The sequence below is a fragment of the Priestia endophytica genome (assembly GCF_026790145.1).
Taxonomy (GTDB): domain Bacteria; phylum Bacillota; class Bacilli; order Bacillales; family Bacillaceae_H; genus Bacillus_I; species Bacillus_I endophytica_A.
This window is the reverse complement of record NZ_JALAMS010000011.1, coordinates 266,639-287,590: the sequence shown is the minus strand read 5'-3', so window position 1 is coordinate 287,590 and position 20,952 is coordinate 266,639. Positions and strand designations below refer to the sequence as shown.

At 34.9% G+C, this 20,952-nt stretch carries 19 protein-coding genes; 18 read left to right on the top strand and 1 reads right to left on the bottom strand.

Annotated features, from left to right (window positions below; all coding sequences use genetic code 11):
* Positions 1 to 26 precede the first annotated feature (26 nt).
* The 17 genes from MOC86_RS09945 to MOC86_RS09865 all read left to right on the top strand — a co-directional run bounded on the left by MOC86_RS09945 (position 27) and on the right by MOC86_RS09865 (position 17,250).
* A complete protein-coding gene (locus MOC86_RS09945; protein WP_268584031.1) occupies positions 27 to 1,259 on the top strand; it encodes an ABC transporter substrate-binding protein in 1,233 nt (410 codons plus the stop codon).
* Positions 1,260 to 1,274: 15 nt separating this feature from the next.
* Entirely contained in the window at positions 1,275 to 2,138 is an 864-nt protein-coding gene (locus MOC86_RS09940; protein WP_268584030.1) for a carbohydrate ABC transporter permease, read from the top strand.
* A gap of 2 nt (positions 2,139 to 2,140) precedes the next feature.
* Entirely contained in the window at positions 2,141 to 2,959 is an 819-nt protein-coding gene (locus MOC86_RS09935) for a carbohydrate ABC transporter permease (protein WP_268584101.1), read from the top strand.
* Positions 2,960 to 2,991: 32 nt separating this feature from the next.
* A complete protein-coding gene (locus MOC86_RS09930; protein WP_268584029.1) occupies positions 2,992 to 4,095 on the top strand; it encodes an ABC transporter ATP-binding protein in 1,104 nt (367 codons plus the stop codon).
* A gap of 163 nt (positions 4,096 to 4,258) precedes the next feature.
* Entirely contained in the window at positions 4,259 to 4,504 is a 246-nt protein-coding gene (locus MOC86_RS09925) for a hypothetical protein (RefSeq protein ID WP_268584028.1), read from the top strand.
* 147 nt (positions 4,505 to 4,651) lie between these two features.
* The gene (locus MOC86_RS09920) at positions 4,652 to 5,146 is read left to right on the top strand and encodes a competence protein ComK (protein WP_268584027.1); all 495 of its coding nucleotides are present in this window, start codon (positions 4,652 to 4,654) and stop codon (positions 5,144 to 5,146) included.
* Positions 5,147 to 5,682: 536 nt separating this feature from the next.
* Entirely contained in the window at positions 5,683 to 5,901 is a 219-nt protein-coding gene (locus tag MOC86_RS09915; protein WP_419146622.1) for a CpsB/CapC family capsule biosynthesis tyrosine phosphatase, read from the top strand.
* A 289-nt stretch (positions 5,902 to 6,190) separates the two neighbouring features.
* Positions 6,191 to 6,937: a YveK family protein gene (locus MOC86_RS09910; protein WP_268584026.1), complete on the top strand. Its 747-nt coding sequence runs from the start codon at positions 6,191 to 6,193 to the stop codon at positions 6,935 to 6,937.
* Positions 6,927 to 7,625: a CpsD/CapB family tyrosine-protein kinase gene (locus tag MOC86_RS09905; RefSeq protein ID WP_268584025.1), complete on the top strand. Its 699-nt coding sequence runs from the start codon at positions 6,927 to 6,929 to the stop codon at positions 7,623 to 7,625. The genes MOC86_RS09910 and MOC86_RS09905 overlap by 11 nt, the downstream gene beginning before the upstream one ends.
* A 111-nt stretch (positions 7,626 to 7,736) precedes the next feature.
* Positions 7,737 to 8,501, top strand: coding sequence for a tyrosine-protein phosphatase (locus tag MOC86_RS09900; RefSeq protein WP_268584024.1), 765 nt, complete (start codon positions 7,737 to 7,739; stop codon positions 8,499 to 8,501).
* A gap of 583 nt (positions 8,502 to 9,084) precedes the next feature.
* Positions 9,085 to 9,735 carry a sugar transferase gene (locus MOC86_RS09895; protein WP_268584023.1) on the top strand — a complete coding sequence of 217 codons (651 nt, stop codon included), beginning with the start codon at positions 9,085 to 9,087 and terminating at the stop codon, positions 9,733 to 9,735.
* Positions 9,736 to 9,780: 45 nt separating this feature from the next.
* Entirely contained in the window at positions 9,781 to 11,211 is a 1,431-nt protein-coding gene (locus MOC86_RS09890; RefSeq protein ID WP_326847719.1) for a flippase, read from the top strand.
* A gap of 43 nt (positions 11,212 to 11,254) precedes the next feature.
* Positions 11,255 to 12,061 (top strand): glycosyltransferase, encoded by an 807-nt coding sequence (locus MOC86_RS09885; protein ID WP_268584022.1) that lies wholly within the window; start codon positions 11,255 to 11,257, stop codon positions 12,059 to 12,061.
* A gap of 1 nt (position 12,062) precedes the next feature.
* The gene (locus MOC86_RS09880) at positions 12,063 to 13,304 is read left to right on the top strand and encodes a glycosyltransferase family 4 protein (protein ID WP_268584021.1); all 1,242 of its coding nucleotides are present in this window, start codon (positions 12,063 to 12,065) and stop codon (positions 13,302 to 13,304) included.
* Positions 13,300 to 14,586: a nucleotide sugar dehydrogenase gene (locus MOC86_RS09875; protein ID WP_326847718.1), complete on the top strand. Its 1,287-nt coding sequence runs from the start codon at positions 13,300 to 13,302 to the stop codon at positions 14,584 to 14,586. The genes MOC86_RS09880 and MOC86_RS09875 overlap by 5 nt, the downstream gene beginning before the upstream one ends.
* A 501-nt stretch (positions 14,587 to 15,087) precedes the next feature.
* Positions 15,088 to 16,311, top strand: a complete 1,224-nt coding sequence (locus MOC86_RS09870) for an O-antigen ligase family protein (RefSeq protein WP_268584019.1) — start codon at positions 15,088 to 15,090, stop codon at positions 16,309 to 16,311.
* 21 nt (positions 16,312 to 16,332) lie between these two features.
* A complete protein-coding gene (locus MOC86_RS09865; protein WP_268584018.1) occupies positions 16,333 to 17,250 on the top strand; it encodes a glycosyl hydrolase family 28-related protein in 918 nt (305 codons plus the stop codon).
* Positions 17,251 to 18,103: 853 nt separating this feature from the next.
* Here the strand turns inward: MOC86_RS09865 and hag are convergent.
* Positions 18,104 to 19,027, bottom strand: coding sequence for a flagellin Hag (gene hag / locus MOC86_RS09860; protein ID WP_268584017.1), 924 nt, complete (start codon positions 19,025 to 19,027; stop codon positions 18,104 to 18,106).
* 559 nt (positions 19,028 to 19,586) lie between these two features.
* Here hag and MOC86_RS09855 point away from each other — a divergent pair.
* Entirely contained in the window at positions 19,587 to 20,885 is a 1,299-nt protein-coding gene (locus MOC86_RS09855) for a TcaA 3rd/4th domain-containing protein (RefSeq protein ID WP_268584016.1), read from the top strand.
* Positions 20,886 to 20,952 lie beyond the last annotated feature (67 nt).

Here is a 20,952-nt window from a genome sequence, read left to right as displayed (position 1 = left end):
TCGTTTGATGAAAGGAGGAACAACGGATGAAGCGACTTTTAGTAGGAATGTCCACATTGGCCTGCACCCTGCTCTTAACAGGGTGCGGCAGCAGTGGGGCAAAGGAAGACGATGTTGTACACTTAGAATTCTTTTCAAACAAATCAGAAAGCATCGGTACGTATGAAGGGATGATTGAGAAATTTGAAAAGGAACATCCGAATATTGATGTCTCTCTTTATGCTCCACCAGAGGCTGAGACTGTTTTGAGAACGCGTCTTGTTAAAAATGATCTGCCAGACATTGTCTCTCTAGGGGGGAATGCTCTTTATAGTGAATTAGCTCAAGCTGGTATTCTGACAAACTATGAAAATAGTTCCTTACTAAATGGAGTTCAGCCAGCTTACATTGACATGCTAGAAGAGTTGGAAGGGTCAGAAACAAAAGGGATTCACGGAATTCCATATGCTGCAAATGCAAATGCTGTTATTTATAACAAGGATAAAATGAAAGAATTAAATGGGGAAGTACCCGAAACATGGGATGAATTTATCGCTTTGTTAGAAAAAGCGAAAGCTGAAGGTGAAATTCCGATTTACTTTACGTTAAAAGATGCGTGGACAGGGTTAATCCCGTGGAATGCCGTTGGCGGGAACTTGCAGCCTGACTTATTTGCAGAGAAAAAGGCTAACGGAGAAGCAAGTTTTGAAAGCGATTACGAAGAAACAGCCCAGAAGACGAAGCAACTATTAAACTACGGTCATAAGCATATGTACGGAATGGCGTACAATGAGGGAAATAATGCTTTTGCAAATGGTGAAGGTCTCTTTTATCTGCAAGGAAACTGGGCGATTCCTGAGTTACTTAAAGTAAATCCAGAATCAAATCTAGGCGTATTCCCTCTTCCTGTAAGTAACAATCCGGAAGAAAACGAACTTGTTTCGGGTGTTGATGTTCTTCTTTCAACCTTAAAAGATTCAAAGCACCCGAAGGAAGCCCGAATGTTCCTTGAATTTATGACAGAAGAAGCGCAATCAGAACAATACATGGAAGAACAATTTGCTTTTTCAGTACTCGAAGGACTATATCCTAGCGACCCTAAGCTAGCGGGATTTAGAGAAAACTTTGAAAAGGGAAAAATTACGAGCTTCCCAGATCACTATTATCCAGTCGGAATGGGTGCTGAGAATTTAATTCAGGAGTTTTATTACCGCAAAAATGTCACAGCCTTTTTGAAGAAAATGGACAATGAATGGGACAAAATTGAACGTAGACGATAAGGGGGAGGGAGAGTTATGCTCCATCGAGGCCGTATTTTTTACTTTATGACAATACCAGCCTTGCTGCTGTTTTTCGTATTTCATACGTATCCAGCACTTCAAGGCATCTTTTATAGTTTTACGAATTGGAGAGGATATGGGGAGTGGGAGTTTGTTGGTTTGAAAAATTACTTCAACGTCTTCCAAGACTTTCGTGCCCTACACGCCTACGGCTTCACTTTTCAATTTGCCATTGTTGGGACCATTTTAGTGAATATCTTAAGTCTAATTATTGCCCTAGGTCTTAACGCAAATGTTTACTTTCAAAAAACACTTAGAGCGATCTACTTTATTCCTAATATTTTAAGCATTCTTATTGTCGGCTTTATTTTTAAGTTCATCTTTACACAATTTTTGCCTCAGATTGCCACATTTACAGGAATCGAATCTCTATCACAAAGCATTTTAGGAAATCCAACTACAGCATGGCTTGGCATTGTCCTTATGGCGGTTTGGCAAGCAACCGCTTTTAATACCATCTTATATCTAGCTGGCTTACAAACGGTACCAGGCGATATTTATGAAGCAGCGGCAATTGATGGGACAGGGCCGTGGAGAAGGTTTTTTAGCATCACATTTCCATTAATCGCTCCTTTCTTTACAATCAATATGGTTCTTTCCATGAAAGGATTCCTAATGGTGTTTGATCATATTGTTGCGTTAACAGGAGGAGGGCCTGGGCAATCAACGGAATCGATCTCTCTGCTTATTTATCGAGGGGGATTTGGAGGAGGCGAATTTGCCTACCAATCCGCGAATGCGGTGATTTACTTTATTATTATTGTTGCGATATCTATTTTCCAACTACGTGTCCTTCAGAAAAGGGAGGTTGACTTGTAGTGATTAAGAAAAAGAAAAATGTGTTTGTTACGATACTTCTTATTATTGGAACATTTGCTATCTTTCTACCGCTGTATTTAACGATTAATATTGCTCTAAAGTCACCAGGGGAGATGTTTAATCCATTACTATCTCTGCCGCAAGAATGGCGATTTCAAAATTTTACCGATGCTATAGAAGCAACGAACTTTTTTCAAGCCTTTAAAAACAGTTTTCTTGTTACCTTTTTCGTTGTCGTTTTTACGGTGCTAACAAACTCACTTGTTTCCTACGCAATTGCCCGGAACATGCATAAAAAGTATTTTAAAGCGCTTTTTTATTACTTTATTAGCGCGATGTTTGTTCCCTTTCCAATCATTATGCTCCCGATTGTAAGACAAACGGCGCTTTGGAATATGGACAACTTAGTTGGCTTAATTTTTCTTTATATTGTTTATCAGCTTTCATTCAACGTTTTCTTGTATGTTGGGTATATCAAGTCAATCCCGATCGCTCTAGAAGAAGCAGCAATTATCGATGGGGCAAGTTCATGGGGCGTCTTTTGGAAAGTTGTATTTCCCTTATTAGCGCCAATGAATGCAACAGTCGCAATTTTAACTTGTTTAGCTGCGTGGAACGATTTTATGTTGCCGCTCGTCATATTATCAGATCCAAGCGATGCAACACTGCCTCTAGCTCAATATATCTTTCAGTCTGAATTCAGCACAAATTACAATTTAGCTTTTGCTTCCTATTTATTAGCGCTCTTGCCGATGTTGATTGTCTATTTAGTTGCGCAAAAATGGATCATCAACGGTGTAACACGAGGAGCGATAAAGTAAAAGGAACGATCTTGATTTAGGAAGGAGAAAATATGGCTAAGTTAAGTTTGAATCATATTTATAAAATGTACGATAAAAACATTACAGCAGTAGAAGACTTTAACCTTGAGATCGGCGATAAAGAATTTATTGTCTTTGTTGGGCCATCTGGATGTGGAAAATCAACAACGCTTCGCATGATTGCGGGTCTTGAAGAGATTTCAAAAGGTGATTTTTATATTGATGGGAAGCGTGTCAATGACGTAGCTCCAAAAGACCGTGATATTGCGATGGTTTTCCAAAACTATGCCTTATATCCGCATATGAGTGTTTATGGTAATATGGCATTTGGGTTAAAACTTCGTAAGTTCTCCAAAACAGAGATTGATCGTCGTGTAAAGGAAGCGGCTCGGATTCTTGGATTAGAAGAATACTTAGACCGCAAACCAAAGGCACTATCAGGAGGACAGCGGCAACGGGTTGCGCTAGGACGTGCAATTGTTCGAGATGCTAAAGTATTCTTGATGGATGAGCCACTATCAAACTTAGATGCCAAGCTCCGTGTTCAAATGCGTTCGGAAATTGCCAAACTGCATCAACGTTTACAAACAACAACAATTTATGTAACGCATGACCAAACAGAAGCAATGACAATGGCAACTCGCCTTGTTGTAATGAAAGATGGCATTATCCAGCAAGTTGGGGCACCAAAAGAAGTGTATGAGAATCCCGCTAATGTTTTTGTTGGAGGATTTATCGGTTCTCCTACGATGAACTTTTTTAACGGAACGCTAAAAGAAGGAGTCTTCGAGATTGGTACAACCCGTATAGGCGTAACTGAAGGAAAGATGAAAACATTGCGTGAAAAAGGGTATGTTGGAAAGGAAATGATTTTAGGCGTGCGTCCAGAAGATTTCCATGACGAGCCCCTTTTTATCGAATCTTCTCAAGATACAGTGATTAATAGCACAGTAGAAGTAGCGGAATTAATGGGAGCGGAAACAATGGTCTATTCACACATCGATGAGCAAAGGTTTGTAGCGCGTGTTGATGCTCGGACAGAAGTGAAACATGGACAATCAATTAAATTAGCTCTAGATATGAACAAAGCTCATTTCTTTGACGCTGAGACCGAACTTCGTATTTCTCTTCCTTAATAAAAAGGAAGCTTTTGCTCTTAAAGGAGTAAAGGCTTCTTTTTTTATAGCATAGTCCTAATTCCTTTTTCCTAATTCTTAAAATGGAATTTCCGAAAGATGATTGTTAACTTTCTGTGAAGGGAAAAGAAAGGTAAAGCAAACAAAGAAAGGAGGGGAAAAAATGAATAAGCTTGGAGTCGCTTCAATCTCTGTTGCCCTTTTTAATATCTTATTGTTTCTTTTACTGCGAGGTCCAGGTGTAAATATAGGTCTTGTTGTGGGGATGTTTGGAGCGCTTTCGGTGCTTGGGCTTGTGTTTGCTGTGCTTTCGCAAAAGTGGCCGTCTGTAGTGAGCGGGGCGGTGCTAAATGGAGGCGGACTTATTTTGGCTCTCATGCTTTTTCTAGCAGAAGGAGCAATATCTTAAGGGGAAATGAAGATCGTAAGGAACACGTAAACTGCAACAGATTCTCGTTAAAGTAGTGTAAAAATACTCCGTGAAAACTTAACTTTTAAATTACCAATTTATTAGATATAATTTCCTTGAATTGTTAATTAAAAGGGGGATTAAACAATGGTTTTTAACAAGATCGATAGTTTTGTGAATCAAAATACCCAAGCGATACTGCCTTACGCAAATTCGTCGTATCAGTCTATCGTATATGAAGGAGGTGAAGCATACAAATGTCATGATACGCCGAAGAAGATTATTGAAGATGCTTGTCTTTTTGCAGGATCCACGTATGCGGGAAGAAGAATCGCCGCAACAAAGTTGTTAGGATATCAACGCAAAACACCAATCCTTGTTTGTCCGCACCGAAGAATATGCTTAATGCCAACAGGAGCTCCTGAACGATTTATGGACTGTTCCTGGTTCTCGGTTTTACATATTGCTAAAATTATTAACAATTATGAAGGAACAAATCATCCAGCAATTCAGTTAAAAAGCGGCGTCTACATTTCCGTTCCAAATTCATACATCGTGCTTCGGCAGCAGTTCGAGCGAGCACAAACATGTTTGAACTTTTTCACAGAACGAGAGAACGATTCTGGATACTTTTCACATTAAAAAGGTTGTCTATAATGAGTGTAGCATAGTAGGGATGAAGTAAGTGTAAAGTAGTGTATAAAAGTAGAAGGTGTGGCGGAAGACTTCGGGGAGAGTCTTCCTTTTTTTATGCTTTTACCTCCTTTCTAAGAAAAAAAGTACTGTTTTAATTTTGTAATTAAAAAAAGTGAAACAAAATAAAATAGTTTTAAAGTCTTGTTAAAAGACAGGGAAGGGAGCCGATATAAAAGATATAAACATTTTTCGACATATTATGCACTAGTTATTTTTAGTAACAAAAAAAGCCTCGAAACTTAGATATATTAATAAAGAAAGCGCTATCTATAATAGTTAAAAATAACTATAAAAAGTAGAAAAAAGATAAATGATGTTTAAAAAGAGAATAGATAAAAAGAAGGACCCTAGGGAAATTGATTAATTTTCAACAAAAATTATCTCTTTCTCTGGGGAATTTGTAATGCTATAATGATTAAAGTTGGAAACAACAGTATAAATATACCTTTTTTATGTTAAAAAACGCCAGAGGAGTGAACTTATTGTTAGATATTCATTGTCACATTTTATACGGCGTTGACGATGGAGCAGAAAATGAAGCGGAAGCGCTCGAAATGGCCCGAGAAGCCGTTCGTGAAGGCATCATGAAAATCATCGCAACTCCACATCACAAAAATGGAAGATATCATAATCGCAAAGAAGACATACTTTTAAAAGTAAAGAAACTAAACGATTCGCTTCAACAGAAGAGGTTCCTCTAACCATCTTACCAGGACAAGAAACCCGCATTTATGGTGAAATATTTGAAGATATTGAAAAAGATGAGTTTCTTCCTTATAAAGGAGAGAAAAGGTGAAAATCTACATAATTTAATCCCTTATGATTCAATTTAAAAAATGAGATTGAAATTTCAAAATCAATTTTTTAAGTGAGGGATAACTAAAATGACATCTTTTTTGTAATGAAATGTAGTTACTATAGTATAAGTAAAATACTTATTTGGCAGTTTAACTGTACTAAATTGATAAATTATAAACTTTGGGGGACATCATGGAAGAATCAATCAACTTGAGAGAGCTGTTTCAAACATTAAAGAAACATCTCTTACTCATTAGTATTATCACAGTTATTTTAACCGCAGCAAGTGGAGTAGTTAGTTATTTTTTTCTAACACCGATATATCAGTCTTCAACACAAATTCTTGTGAATCAATCAAAAAGTGAACAGCAAATTTATAGTCCTAATGAAGTACAAACCAACCTTCAATTAATTAATACATACAATGTCATTATTAAGAGCCCAGCGATCTTAGACGAAGTCATTAAAAAAGAGAATTTAGAAATGACTTCCGGAGCACTAAACGAATTAATTTCTGTTTCAAGTGAACAAGACTCACAAGTCGTGAATGTTACGGTGCAACATGAAGATCCACAAAAGGCAGCAAATATTGCAAATGCGATTGCAACAACATTTCAAAGTGAAATTAAAACGATTATGAACGTTGATAATGTTAGCATTTTAACAAAGGCTGAAATAAGCGATAATCCTTCACCAGTTAAACCTAATCCTATATTAAATATGGCCATTGCTTTAGTAGTGGGATTAATGGTTGGAATAGGCTTAGCGTTCTTACTTGATTATTTAGATAACACAATTAAAAAGGAAAAAGACATCGAAGATCAGCTTGGTCTCCCTGTTTTGGGTACAATAGCTATTATTAATATTGAGGGAAACACAAAGAAAAAGGGAAGCAAAATAGAGATTAACGAAACAAGAGGTGAGTCAATTGGCTCGTAAAGATAAAGATAAGATTTTCCAAAAACAAAATAAGAATTTAATCTCTTTAACAAATTCAAAATCACCAATAGCTGAGCAATTTCGAACAGTTCGTACAAATATCGAATTTTCAAGTCCTGATACGGATTTACGGACAATAGTTGTTACATCTCCCAATCCAGCTGAAGGGAAATCAACAATAACTGCTAATCTTGCTGTTGTATTTGCTCAGCAAGGAAAGCGCGTTTTGGTAATCGACTCTGATTTACGTAAACCAACCGTCCACTATACATTCCATACGGAGAACCATGTTGGTTTATCTAACATTCTAACTAGACAGGCAACACTTGAGAAAACGGTGAAGACAACTAAACAAGAAAATCTATGGGTTTTAACAAGTGGGCCGATCCCACCAAATCCTTCAGAACTTCTCGGTTCAAGAGGGATGAATGCTTTATTAGAGAAGGCCAAGAATGAATATGATATTATCATTCTCGATTCACCGCCCGTGTTAGCTGTAACAGATGCTCAAGTATTGTCAAATTTAACTGACGGAGTGGTTCTGGTTGTTAGTAGTGGGAAAACACAGATAGATTCCGCAAAGAAAACAAAGGAACTACTTGAGAGTGCGAGAGCGAAAATTCTTGGTGTCATATTGAATAATAAAAAAGTACAGAAGAATCAATATTATTACTATGGGGGAGAGTAGTTATATTTTGTCCAATCCCTCCTTTATTTGGTTTTTTAATGACGATTTCCCATTAGAAGTCTTAGAGGATAATGGGGAAATTTAGTAAAAGGTTTAATGGAGGTGAGTAGTTTGATTGATATTCATAGTCACATTTTACCTGGCATTGACGATGGTGCATTGACGATGGAGGATGCGATTAATATGGCGAGGGTAGCTGTAGACGAAGGGATTACGAAGATAATTGCTACTCCGCATCATCAGAACGGAACATTTCTTAATAAAAAACAAGATATTTTAAAGAGCGTAACGGATCTTAATCATGTGCTCCGGCATGAGAATATTCCCTTAGAAGTTTTGCCAGGTCAGGAGACGCGAATTTATGGAGAGTTGTTAGAGGATTTCGAGAAGGGAGACATTCTAACTCTCAATTACACTAACTACTTATTTATTGAGTTACCTTCTGGATATGTTCCAAGGTATACAGAACAACTTTTGTTTGATCTACAGCTAAAAGGGTTGACGCCGATTATTGTACACCCGGAGAGAAATGCTGGATTCATGGAGGATCCTGGGAAGCTACTTAATCTCGTTAAGAAGGGGACGCTTACCCAGGTTACGACTAGTAGTTTGACAGGACACTTCGGAAAGAAAATTCAGAAGTTTTCGATACAGTTAATTGAGGCGAGTTTAGCCCATTTTATTGCTTCTGATGCACATAATACTTCAACAAGAAGTTTTCGTATTAAGGAATCAATCACTGAATTAGATAAAATGTTTGGAAGTCAGGCAGTTTTTTATTTTCAGGAGAATGCCGATTTTCTTATACAGAACCAAGCTATTTATAGGCAAGAACCAAGCCAAATTAAACGTAAAAAATTTTTAGGGATTTTTTAATGTGCTTCCCTGTTATTTAACAACCATTCACTAATTTTTAGACATAGTCCTTACATTTATGGGACTTTGTAGAGGAAACTAGTGAGTAATTTTAAGAATATACCGAAAATAATAAAGAATACCATTCAATATATCTATTTTTTTTTTGGATTCATTATGCATCTTTTGTCGTGGTTTAGGGTGTTTGGTTATAGGGGTTAAATGAACTAAACCTAACCGTTTTAATGTTTAAAGCTTGAATATCGAAACAACCTACTTATATAGAGCTTATTAATTTTTTACGTTAATAAATAACAGTTATTTGGAGGGGGGGTGAAAAGAAAGGTGACAAGCTTTAACAACTACCCAAAGTCTGTAAAAAAAGCCCTGCGTTACATTAGGCAGGATGCCCATCTATCTCAATTAAAAGACTTAGAAGAGATATTCTTGCAGTCTATTAATCTTAGAAAAAGATCTTTAGAAAACAAGAAAATTGCATGTGAATTACATAACGGACTCCCCACATCTAAGAACTAATAATTACTAATCTTTCTTTATAAAACTAGGAATTAATAACAGTTAATATGAAAGGATGTAAATTTATATGGGTGTGAAGGAATTCGAAAAAGGTTCGCTAGGTAAGCCTAACATTAGCAATATAAATGTTCCTAGTGTTCACCGATATTTAATATTCAAAAGCTTTTTTGACTTTATTCTAGCATTAATAGGTATTGTAATTACTTTTCCGGTTTTGGTCTTATTTTGTTTACTTATAAAACTAGAATCTAAAGGACCTGCTTTTTACACTCAAGAAAGGGTAGGTATAAGAGGATCGAAATTTTATGTTATAAAGCTCAGGTCAATGCACACAAATGCTGAGGCAAAAGGGGCACAATGGGCCTCAAAGGATGACCCTAGGGTTACTAAAATAGGGGAATTTATTAGAAAAACGAGAATTGATGAACTTCCTCAACTAATTAATGTGTTAAAGGGAGATATGAGTATAATAGGACCTAGGCCTGAAAGACCTTTTTTTACAGAACAATTTGAAAATGAAATCCCTGGCTTTATAAATAGATTAGCTGTAAAACCGGGCCTGACTGGTTGGGCTCAAGTGAATGGTGGATACGATATCACCCCTAAGCAAAAGCTAGAACATGACTTATTTTATATTAATAATTTGTCTCTAAAAATTGATCTAAAAATCTTTCTAAAAACAATATTAGTAGTTTTCACAGGTGATGGAGCAAGGTGAATCTAACCTAATTTTACTTAGAGTTTTGAAAAGTGGTGGTTTGCGATTTTACTAGAAAAAAATATCTTTAAAAATATCCTACATCTATTCTTCAGCACTGCCTTTACCCGAGTCGCTAATGCAATAACGATAATTTTACTGGCAGGACATATTGGTGCAGAAGAATATGGAATGTTTAGCCTTTGCGTAGCCTATGCTCTTATCGCTGGTTATTTCACTGATATGGGTGTGCAGAATATAGTAATGCGTGAGGCATCTATTGAGAATGCAAATATTTCATCAATAATGTCCGCATATATAAAAATTCGAATATATTTACTACTTCTAACATTAGTTATTTCTGCTCTAATATTCGTTTCTTTTTACGACTCTACCAAGCTAATTAAAGTATTATTTCTACTAGTGTTCCCTACGGTAATTGGATTAACAATGCAGAGTATATCTGTAACTTATTTCCAATTAAAAGAGGAAATGAATTTTATTTCCAAAATTAGAATCCTCTCAGCAACTATTTGTACAATTGTAGTTTTGTTTGGTATGTGGGTAGACTGGGGCGTAGACTTAATCTCATTATTTTATGGATTGTCTTATGTTGTAGCCGGTGTATATGGTTTATATCTTTTGTTTAAAAATATTGAACTTGATCTCAAGTGTAAATTAGAAAAAAGCTCGTTTAGGGGTCTCCCATCATTTATTATAAGTGGTTTATTAATTATGTTAATACCACATATTGGGATGCTGACAATTGAAAAGGTTCTATCATTAAAAGAAGTTGGTTTTTATTCGGTTTCATATAGAATCCCAACGGCTCTTTATCAAATACCCGGAGTTGTTGCGGGGGCATTTTACCCAGTTTTATTTAAACATCATAGCTCCAATAATTACATTGCCCACCGTGAAACGAATATAAAACAAGTGAAGATTATGAGTCTCATGGGAATGTTAGCCTCATTACCATTGTTTTTCTACCCGGAATGGATAATTAAAACTTTATTTGGCGAGCAATGGTTGCCGGCATCACCGTTACTCCAGATACTATCTATAGTTGTGGTCTTACAATCTATTAATTTCCCATTAGGGGACGGTCTCACAACAAAAGGAAAACAACAACTTAGAAGTATGGTGTTAGGTATTTCTGTACTATCTGGTATATTGTACTACTATTTTCTAAGTTTGGAGTTTGGTAATGTGGGTGCGGCCTATGCCGCAGTACTAGTTGAAACTACAATGTTTATTAGTTTTATCATAGTTAACAAAGATAGGATGTGGATCATTAAAAAGGCCTTGCTAGTTAATATTTTGTTGTATTTATTAATATTACTATTAGGAACAAGGCTTTGGGGCCATCTAAATTTCTATGTGGGCACATCTTTGAATTGCCTGTTATTAATTGCATTGTTTATTTTAACGAGTAAAGAAATGAGATGCTATATAATTCAATTTAAAAAATCAAAGCAATTAGACAAGTCAAAGTAATGTATATCAACAAAATAAATTAATCTATGGGAGCGCGATACAATTGTTTAGCATTATAGTCCCTACACTAGGGGAACGAACATTTGAGTTAAAACGCTTGCTAAATAGTTTGACAAAGCAGGAAATTAAACTCGAAGTAATTATAGCGGCACAGGATAATTTCGATCTGTTGGAAGGGGTGATTAATGATTATTCATCCCTGCTTAATATCAAGTTATTGAAAATGGGGAGAAAAGGATTATCCTATGCTAGAAATAAGGCGTTAAAACATGCTTCTGGGGATTTTTTGACATTTTCTGATGATGATTGCTGGTACCCAGATAATATATTGAAAGACATACAATCGCACTTACATAAATCACAAATTTGCACCTTCCAAATTTATGATTTTGATGGGAAACAACATTACAAGAACTATCCAACTAGTGCTCTTCTAAAACATACGAGCCTTTTTAAAGCATTTAAAGTATCATCTATTGAAATTTTTATCAATCTGAGAAATGTGAGTAAGGAAGATATCAATTTTGATGAGTCCTTTGGATTGGGTGCCCGTTATCCAGGGGGAGAGGAAATAAACCTTTTAATTGACCTCATTCGTGGAGGACATAAGGTTGACTACATCCCATTACCTGTTGTCTACCATAAGAAGAATGGTCACAGAATCAATGATAAGGTCCTGGAAGTTAAAGGAGCATTCTTAGCAAGGAATTTTAATGTGTTATTATGTGTGTTTTTAGGAGCTGGTTTTTATTTTAAGAAAGTCAAACATATTGGCTTTAAACTATCTGGAATCATCGCTATGTTAAATGGATTTAGGTCATTTAAGAAAATCCAAAAGGGGGGTGAATAATATGAAAATTTTATTTATATCCCACTACTTCCCACCTGAAACTGGAGCAGCCACAAAAAGAATATATGGTTTAGCTAAACATCTAGTTGAATTTGGACATAAAGTAGATGTAATCACAGGTATGCCGAACTATCCCAACGGAAAGATACAAGAAAAATACCGTAAGAAGTTTTTTTATTTTGAGGAAATGAATGGAATTAATGTATACCGGAATTTTGTTTTTGTTTCTAAAAAAAAGAATACAATTACCCGTTTACTTAATTATTTTTCATTAGTATTTTCCTCACTTTCCTTTATTTTCAATAGAAACCAATACGATGTTGTTATAACCTCATCCCCTCCTTTATTCCTGGGCATTTCTGGTGTAATTTTAAGTAAAATTAAAAAAGCACCTTTAGTGTTTGATGTACGGGATATTTGGCCAGGAGTCGCTGCTGAAATTGGTGAGATGTCGCCCAATTCAAGGGTTTATAAGGTATTAGAATCATTAGAACTCTTTATCTATAGACATTCAAATTTAATAACTGTAGTTACTGATGGTAAGAAAAAAAAGCTAATAAATCGAGGATTAGATGAGAGTAAAGTTGAGCTGATTAGTAATGGATTTGATACGGAGTTCTTAGACTATCAAATAGACGGCAGTGTGGAACATGAATACAAAACCTCCAATAAATTCAACATTTTATATGCAGGTATTATAGGTGTAGCTCAAGGCATTGATATCATTATAAAGGCGGCTGAAAGGCTAATTGAACATAAAGATATACAGTTCCTATTGGTAGGAAACGGTGTAGAACTTGAGAAATTAAAGTTATTAACTCAGGAAAAAGGGTTAACAAATGTTGTTTTTACAAATGAACAGCCCCATGAGCGTATCCGTTCCTTCCTACATTTTTCAGATATCGCTGTTGTACCATTAAAAAACACAGCATTAAAAGATAGTATACCAACCAAAATATATGAAGCTTTAGGTGCTGGTGTTCCAGTTGTTTTAAGTGCTAGCGGTGAATCTGAATCGGTTATAAAGCGATCAAAAGGAGGCATTATCACTTTACCAGGTGATGTTGATGCTTTAGTTAGCGCGATTATGAAACTTTATTCCGATAAAGACTTTTATAAAAACTGTTCCGAAAACGGACAACGATATGTACTAAGCAATTATAGCCGTGGATCTATAGCTAAAAGGTTAGAATCGAGAATTATGAACTTAACTCAAAATCAAGATGAAAGAAGGGTAAATTAATATGAAAATATGTGTTATAGGATTAGGTTATATCGGGCTTCCAACGGCAGCTTTATTTGCAAAAGCGGGGTTTGAAGTCCTAGGCGTTGATGTAAATAGAAAGGCTGTTGATTTAGTTAATAAAGGAGAGGTTCATCTGGAAGAAGTGGGTCTTCCCGAAGTTGTTAAAGAAGTAGTGGAAACCGGTAAATTAAGTGCTTCTTCAATGCCCGAGGAAGCCGATGTATTCATTATAGCCGTACCAACTCCTATTCATGATGATCATACAGCTAATTTAGACTATATTATTGAAGCAACAGAATCTATTGTTCCATACCTTAGAAAAGGAAATGTAGTGATAGTTGAATCTACCATCCCTCCAAGAACAATTGATGACATAGTCGCCCCAATTTTTCAAAGATTAGGATGGGATGTCAACGAAGACTTATATTTAGCGCATTGCCCAGAAAGAGTACTCCCAGGACGTATTTTGATCGAGTTAATTGAAAATACTCGAATTGTTGGTGGATACACCCCTGAAGCTGCTTATTATGCTGCAGAAGTATATCGTAAGATTGTCACAGGCGAGGTAATTGAAACTCAAGCCATAACAGCTGAGATGTCAAAGCTTATGGAAAATACTTATCGTGACGTAAATATTGCTTTATCTAACGAACTAACTAAGATATCCGATAAGCTTGGAGTTAATACTCTTGATGTCATTAAATTAGCAAATCGCCATCCGCGAGTGAACTTACACCTTCCTGGCCCTGGTGTAGGCGGACATTGTTTAGCTGTGGATCCTTATTTCATTGTTGAAAAAGCACCCTTTGAATCCCCTTTGATTACAAATGCTAGGAAAATAAATAATTCAATGCCAAACTTTGTAGTTAATCATGTAAAGAAAATAGTAACTAATGGGGCAAAGATTGCAGTATTTGGTTTAACTTATAAAGGGAATATTGATGACGTTCGTGAAAGTCCAGCAATGGAAATAGTACAGTTACTAACAGAAGAGGGTTATCATGTAGGGGCGTACGATCCCCATGTAGAACAGGAACAAGTAACATTCCCTCTTTCTACTTACAAGGAAGCTATCACTAATGCGGAGTGCATTCTTGTACTTACTGATCATAGCGAATTCAAAGAATTAGATGAGAAAAGCATTGAATTAAATATGAAGACCCCTGTAGTCTTTGATACCAAGAATTGTGTAAAGGTCAACAGTGGATCTATTGTTTACTACAATTACAACAACGTATTCGAGATGGAAGGTTTAAAAAGAGAGGTAGTGCCTAAATAAATATAGTTCTTTGAGACATCGTATTCTATTTCGGTATGTTCATTAAATTTTGAAGATATAATTTAAATTACCAACCTTTATACCCCTATTTGTGGGTATAGAAGAGACTCTTAATTATTATTGTGAATCGGGTTGGTGTATACCCGATTCACGTACACTAGTAATCAGGTAATATTGTATATCTACATATAATTAGCAATGTCCCTTATTATGAGTAGAATAGGCTGATTACCTAAATGATTTACTACGATAATAGGGGAACTTTATGCGAAATATACATTAATACACTATTTGCTAAAAAACTGCTTTTACTATGATGTTATTCTCAAGTTGGACATCCGAGAAAAAGAATAATCCTTGTTATGGAATACCTCAAAGATATACCTATTAATTAACCATTATAATATGTATGGTTATTCAATTATTAGAACAATTAAGTAATCATTTATATTATAGTGGTTAGATTTTAACTTGAGTTATAGTAAAAACGGAGGGATACTTATGAATGGTATTGAGAAGTCCCATAATTCCTCAATACTTCCTGCTTACCTACTTTTTCTGTCCATTACTCTAAGTTCCTACAATATTAATGTTGGTTTTGCTTTAAAACCATATATGATTATCATTGCTGTTTGTTTTGTTCTTAGGCTTAATGGATTTAGATTTTATAAGTTACGGACTTTTGAAGTGGTGATATTTGTATTTTATATTTACTATTGCTCAACTGGGCTATTTGCTAAATACCCTGAATATAGTATTCGTTTGATATTAGGTATAATTATTACCTTAACCTCTTATATTGTAATGAAGGATATCCTTAGTAAAGTTGATATTATGAAACTAGAAAAAATAATTTCAAGCGTTGGAATTATTTTCAACCTAACCTCGATCATCCTTTACGCAATTGGTATGTATTTTCTCCATTTCAATTTTATTGGTAATCAAATAAGGTCTTATGGAGTTTTAGTTGATAGGAGTGTGCCAAGACTGATTGGGACATTTGATGATCCCAACATATTCTCCTTTTGTAACTTTGTTTTCTTTTTCTACTATTTAACACATATCGATTCGAAAAAATCTAAACTAGGATTATTACTAACTACTAGTACACTCTTGCTCACATTCTCTAGGGGGGCGATACTAGCCGTATTATTAGGACTCTTTATGTTTTTTATATTTGCAAAAGTAAAGACAAAAATAAAAATGGTTACATCAGGACTGGTACTCAGTTACCTGCTCATCCAAATTGCAAATTTTTTTCTCTCTATAAACATTTGGGATATACTTACATCTAGATTTGAATCATCAGCCAATGACAATGGAAGTGGGAGGTTTACTCTTTGGGAAAATGGAATAAGTTTATTTAAAGATCACCCTGTTTTTGGTATTGGTTTATTCAATTTTCGTCCATACAATTCCTCTTATTTCGGAAGCGATCGTTACATGCATAATACGTTTTTAGAAGTGCTTACAGAATCAGGGCTTATCGGCTTAACACTTTACTTAATTATATTTCTTCTGTTAGCTATTGACCTTTACAAGGGGCGAAAAAAAGGACCAGATATACGTTATCTGTTTTTTACATTATGTTCAATGATAGTATTGCTTAGTTCACTTTCAATGATTATTAATGAAGTTTTCTTTTTATTCATAGCATTAATATGGAGATATTTATTGGAAAGGGACAGAGTGCTTCATAAATCAGTGTCATCAAAGGGAGGATGACCTATTAAAAGTATCTTGATTTTGTTATCTATCTCATTGTCTATATTTTTGTACTTTGAATTCAAAAATGATTTCTCTAATTCTGAAAATACTTATGAATACAATGTTGTTAAATTTGGCGCAGATGGTCGTGATAATAAAGAGGACGCTTCTTCCATACAAAAAGCTATTGATCAAGCAAATAAAGATGGTGGTGGAAATGTATATGTACCAACAGGAACATACAACATTGAGAGCACAATTGAAGTTAAGAGTAATGTGACCCTTAATTTAAGTAAAGGCGCCACATTATTACCAAGACGAAATGTGAATGTGATTCATCTTCGGTTAGACGGTAGTATCCAAGGGGGTACAATCAATACCTATTTTGTTGAAAATTATGATTCCAGTGTTATTTATCTAGAGGGTAAGGATCGTTTTTTATCTGGCAACCACCTTACTACAATCTCCGATATACAGATTGTTGGAAAAAGAAAAGGCAATGGAAATGCTATTCATTTCTATACACAAAAAAATCGTGATTGTATTTCTTGGGTACATGTAAGTAATCTCAATATTTACGGTTTCGATAAAGCAATCTATTTTAAAACAACTCCAGTAGAAGAAGGAAATCTAAATTGGATTAATGGCAATACTTTTGACCAAATTCATATTAGTGACTCTAACTATGGTATTTATCTCGACGGCCATGCTTCTGTACCATATGAAATATCCGGTAATAGCTTCAACAATATACAAATCCAAATTTCAGAACGGACAAAGTTTGGCATCTATGTCAAAGGAGCTCATAACTACTTTCAAGGTACCATTTGGGATAATAAATATAATGAAGCTGCTAAGTTCGATTCAGACTCCTATAAAAATCAGTTGATAAGTAATATCAGTAAAGAGGGCCTAATTGATTTAGGGAAGCAAAACTCTATCACTACGGCTGAATAAGGTACGAAGAATATCTGATTTTATAATATAAAACAATTCTTAATTATGAGTTATATTAACTGCTTATACCTGATATTCGGTTAAAAAGGGTAGAAAGGTACAGGGATAACCAGGGGGAATTGTATAACTAACAGCGTTATTCAGTGCAGTTAAAGAACACAAGACATTCATTACAGATATATTTTTTATGAAGAGTGATTTAATTCCATTGATTTACTGTACTTAATGCCTTAACTTGTATTTCATTTCTTTAAGTAAACAGTCTATACTAAAGGACGGAATTAGCCTATATCAGCCAATGTTATACCCATAGTAAAAGTCTCCTGCTCTATATTGAGCAAGAGGCTTTTTTGTGTTACAAATATCTTTTAAATTAATTAACGTCCGTAAAAGTGTACTTTTACAATCTGTTATTTTTGTAAGGGATTCAGCTTCCCTAATGTTCTTTTAAGTTTAAAATGGAATTACGAACGTTCTTTAAATCATATATATATTTACGGACATTTAAGGGTAATAATTTTTAACTTTGATGTAGATTTAATATCTTCTGCAGTAGGTGTATCAGCTATTTATAACTTTTTTCCTGCTCACCGATAATGTGGTTATGTGAATTATTTGTACCAGGGAGATTAACATTTATATTAGATGAAAAAGTAATAAAATCATTTGTAAGGTTCTTTAAGTAGTTGTTAGTTTTTGCAAAGAATTGTGGATATAAATAGAAGATGTAGATTACTGTTACCAATGGTGGTAAAATCCCTAATAACAACAGTATCTATTGAATAAAATATAGATTTTTTTGTAATGGGTATCTAAAAAATAAAGACATCCCCAGATAAGGATGTCTTTTTTCCTATCGAAGCATTTGAAGGACGTTCTGTGGCTGTTGATTTGCTTGTGTAAGCATAGCTTGAGAAGCTTGAGCAAGGATAGAGTTTTTTGTCTGCTCCATCATTTCTTTTGCCATGTCAACATCACGAATACGAGATTCTGCTGATGTTAGGTTTTCATTTTGTGTATTTAGGTTATTAATAGTATGCTCTAATCGATTTTGTACAGCCCCAATTTTTGAACGTTGAGATGATACTGTTGTAATTGCATCATCAACCGATTTTAGTTGAGTTTTAAAATCATTACCTGTGTCCGCAAATTTGGTAACATCAATTTGGCTAATAGTAAATCCAGAAGCTTCTACAGTCTGGTCATCTCCATCATCTGGTTCAGCTGCTGTACCTAAAGCAGTAGCACTCATATTTCCAATATTCACTTTAATAGTTTGATCTGCATTAGCCCCAATTTGGAAAACTAAATCTTTTTGATCTGAATCCTTTGTAGCAAAAGTTCCATCTAATAGGTTTTTTCCATTAAATTGTGTACGATCAGAAATTCCAGACTCTCCATCAACACCTCCAATTTCACTCTGTAAAGCTTTAATCTCATCTTGAATAGCCTGAAGGTCATCTTTCCTTTGTGTTCCATCGTTCCCAGCTTGAACAACAAGTTCACGCATACGTTGGAGAATGTCATGTGTTTCATTTAATCCACCTTCAGCTATTTGAAGAAGAGAGATACCATCTTGGGCATTTTTAGAAGCTTGATCTAAACCACGAATTTGGGAACGCATTTTCTCAGAAATAGAAAGACCAGCTGCATCATCTCCGGCGCGGTTAATACGAAGCCCTGAAGAAAGCTTTTCCATATTTTTAGACATTGCATTATTACTTACCCCTAATTTGTTATAAGTGTTTAATGCTGCGATATTGTGATTAATTCTCATTACTACTACCTCCATGTAATAGATCTATTATTTTGGCGGGCACATCCTTGTGTCCATGTGAAATAAAGAGCGGTGATTTACTATAAATCATCCAAGCGCTTTCTAGAAACATCATCTTATGTATCATCTCTCCTCTCTGTTTATATCGGAGTAAAAAGGGAGATGTTAAGTCCTTTTTGGATAAAATTTATATTTTTATAGATAAAAAGGATGGTATTTTAATATTAAATTTCATAATGAAAATATAGAAGTGATAATGAAATATGGGAAGCTATTGTATAAACTAAGCTTCTCCACTATTTGAGCTCTTTCCATTTGTTAAAATACCCTTCTTAAGTCCTCTTTACAAAGATTTACAACTAGGTCTAAAGGTTAACTTCCTCTCAAAAAAGAGCTCTTTTTCCCTATCCAATCCAATTCTTTACTGTTTTATAATGGAAATAACATAGTAGAAAATGAAATTAATCCTAGAAAGGTTAGTTTGTGGAATTTTTCTAAGAGTTCTTTCTCTACTTTGATTACTATGTATTTTTTAAATTAACAGTAAAGGGAGTTTCGTATGAAGAAGAAGTTAGTTATTATCGTTCCGATTGCAATCATTATCCTTATTCTCTTTTTAGTGATCGGAAAATCACCAGAGCCAACTCAGCTTGTGGAAGATTTTCAAGAGAAGATTAGTAGCAATGATGCAAAAGGGTTAGTAGATTTAGTGGAAGTTGATGAAGATGTGAAATGGACGGAGAAAGAAGCAAAGTCAGCGATTGCTTATTTACAAGACAGTTCATCAACATATGAAGATCAAATGATGTATCTTAATTCCCAAGCTGCTCACTATGAATCAGAAGGACAAGCACCAAATCCTTTAATGGCAGATTATCCTGGTGACAGCATTTCAAACATTGGTGCTTTCTATATTGAGAAGGAAGATGGCTTCTTAGGTGATAAATATACACTAAAAGCAAGAGGCTATAAGCTTGAAGTGGAAGCAGAAAAAGACGCAACAGTAAAATTCAATGGCAAAAAGGTAGATATGGAAGGACAAGACTCTAAAGTATTAGGTGTCTTTGGTCCTGGAACATATACGCTAGAAGGGCAGAAGAAGTTTGATTATACAACAGTGAAAGATTCAAATGAATTTACGCTGTTTGATGATGATGACTTTGAAGAGACGGAAAGTTTGACCTTTAGTGGTGAAACAGTGACGGTTTCTTCCGATGTGCCGAACACAACACTTATGATAAATGGTGAGAAAGAAGGAGAAGAGTTTACGAGGAACACCGAGTTTGGTCCTGTGAAAGATGGGATTAAACTACAAGGTATTGTGAAGTTTCCATGGGGAGAAGGAAAGAGTAAAGAGGTAACAGTGGACAGTAATAAACAGTCTTATGAAATTACACCAGATCCTATTGTTAATAAGAAAACAAAAGAGGATGTTAAAAAGACAATTAATGAATTTGCGAAAAATAAGATCAATTCTTTAGTGCAAAAAGATGCTAATAAATTGACGAATGTCTCTGATAATATTAAGAAGGATTATACAGAAACAATTGGCTATTATGATGAAGACACCTATTTTGAAGGAAAGGCACTTGGTACTCGTATTGATTTTTCAAAAGTGGAGTACGAAAAAGGTAGCGGCGGTGTTGACCTTATCCATATTCCAGTAGAATTTCACGAGAAAACAAGAGATGTGTATTCAAGTATTGACACAGATCTTGAGGAAGACTTTGAGGAATCTAATGTCACGCTAGAATACGATGAAAAGAAAAAAAGCTGGATAATCTATGGTGTAACGGGAGATCATCTTACAGATGAAGATTATATGACAAGTAAAGAAGTCGAGAAAACTGAATTTTAATAGGGAAAGATAATCTCATATTTAGACACTATGAGATTATCTTTTTTTGATGGGATTAATTTTTATA

What these genes read in the sequence shown, in the direction of transcription:
- MOC86_RS09895 (WP_268584023.1), top strand. Translation starts at nt 9,085, where the DNA reads ATGGGTGTGAAGGAATTCGAAAAAGGTTCGCTAGGTAAGCCTAACATT.
- MOC86_RS09855 (WP_268584016.1), top strand. Translation starts at nt 19,587, where the DNA reads ATGAAGAAGAAGTTAGTTATTATCGTTCCGATTGCAATCATTATCCTT.
- MOC86_RS09870 (WP_268584019.1), top strand. Translation starts at nt 15,088, where the DNA reads ATGAATGGTATTGAGAAGTCCCATAATTCCTCAATACTTCCTGCTTAC.
- MOC86_RS09945 (WP_268584031.1), top strand. Translation starts at nt 27, where the DNA reads ATGAAGCGACTTTTAGTAGGAATGTCCACATTGGCCTGCACCCTGCTC.
- hag (WP_268584017.1), bottom strand. Translation starts at nt 19,027, where the DNA reads ATGAGAATTAATCACAATATCGCAGCATTAAACACTTATAACAAATTA.
- MOC86_RS09880 (WP_268584021.1), top strand. Translation starts at nt 12,063, where the DNA reads ATGAAAATTTTATTTATATCCCACTACTTCCCACCTGAAACTGGAGCA.
- MOC86_RS09910 (WP_268584026.1), top strand. Translation starts at nt 6,191, where the DNA reads ATGGAAGAATCAATCAACTTGAGAGAGCTGTTTCAAACATTAAAGAAA.
- MOC86_RS09920 (WP_268584027.1), top strand. Translation starts at nt 4,652, where the DNA reads ATGGTTTTTAACAAGATCGATAGTTTTGTGAATCAAAATACCCAAGCG.
- MOC86_RS09925 (WP_268584028.1), top strand. Translation starts at nt 4,259, where the DNA reads ATGAATAAGCTTGGAGTCGCTTCAATCTCTGTTGCCCTTTTTAATATC.
- MOC86_RS09930 (WP_268584029.1), top strand. Translation starts at nt 2,992, where the DNA reads ATGGCTAAGTTAAGTTTGAATCATATTTATAAAATGTACGATAAAAAC.
- MOC86_RS09940 (WP_268584030.1), top strand. Translation starts at nt 1,275, where the DNA reads ATGCTCCATCGAGGCCGTATTTTTTACTTTATGACAATACCAGCCTTG.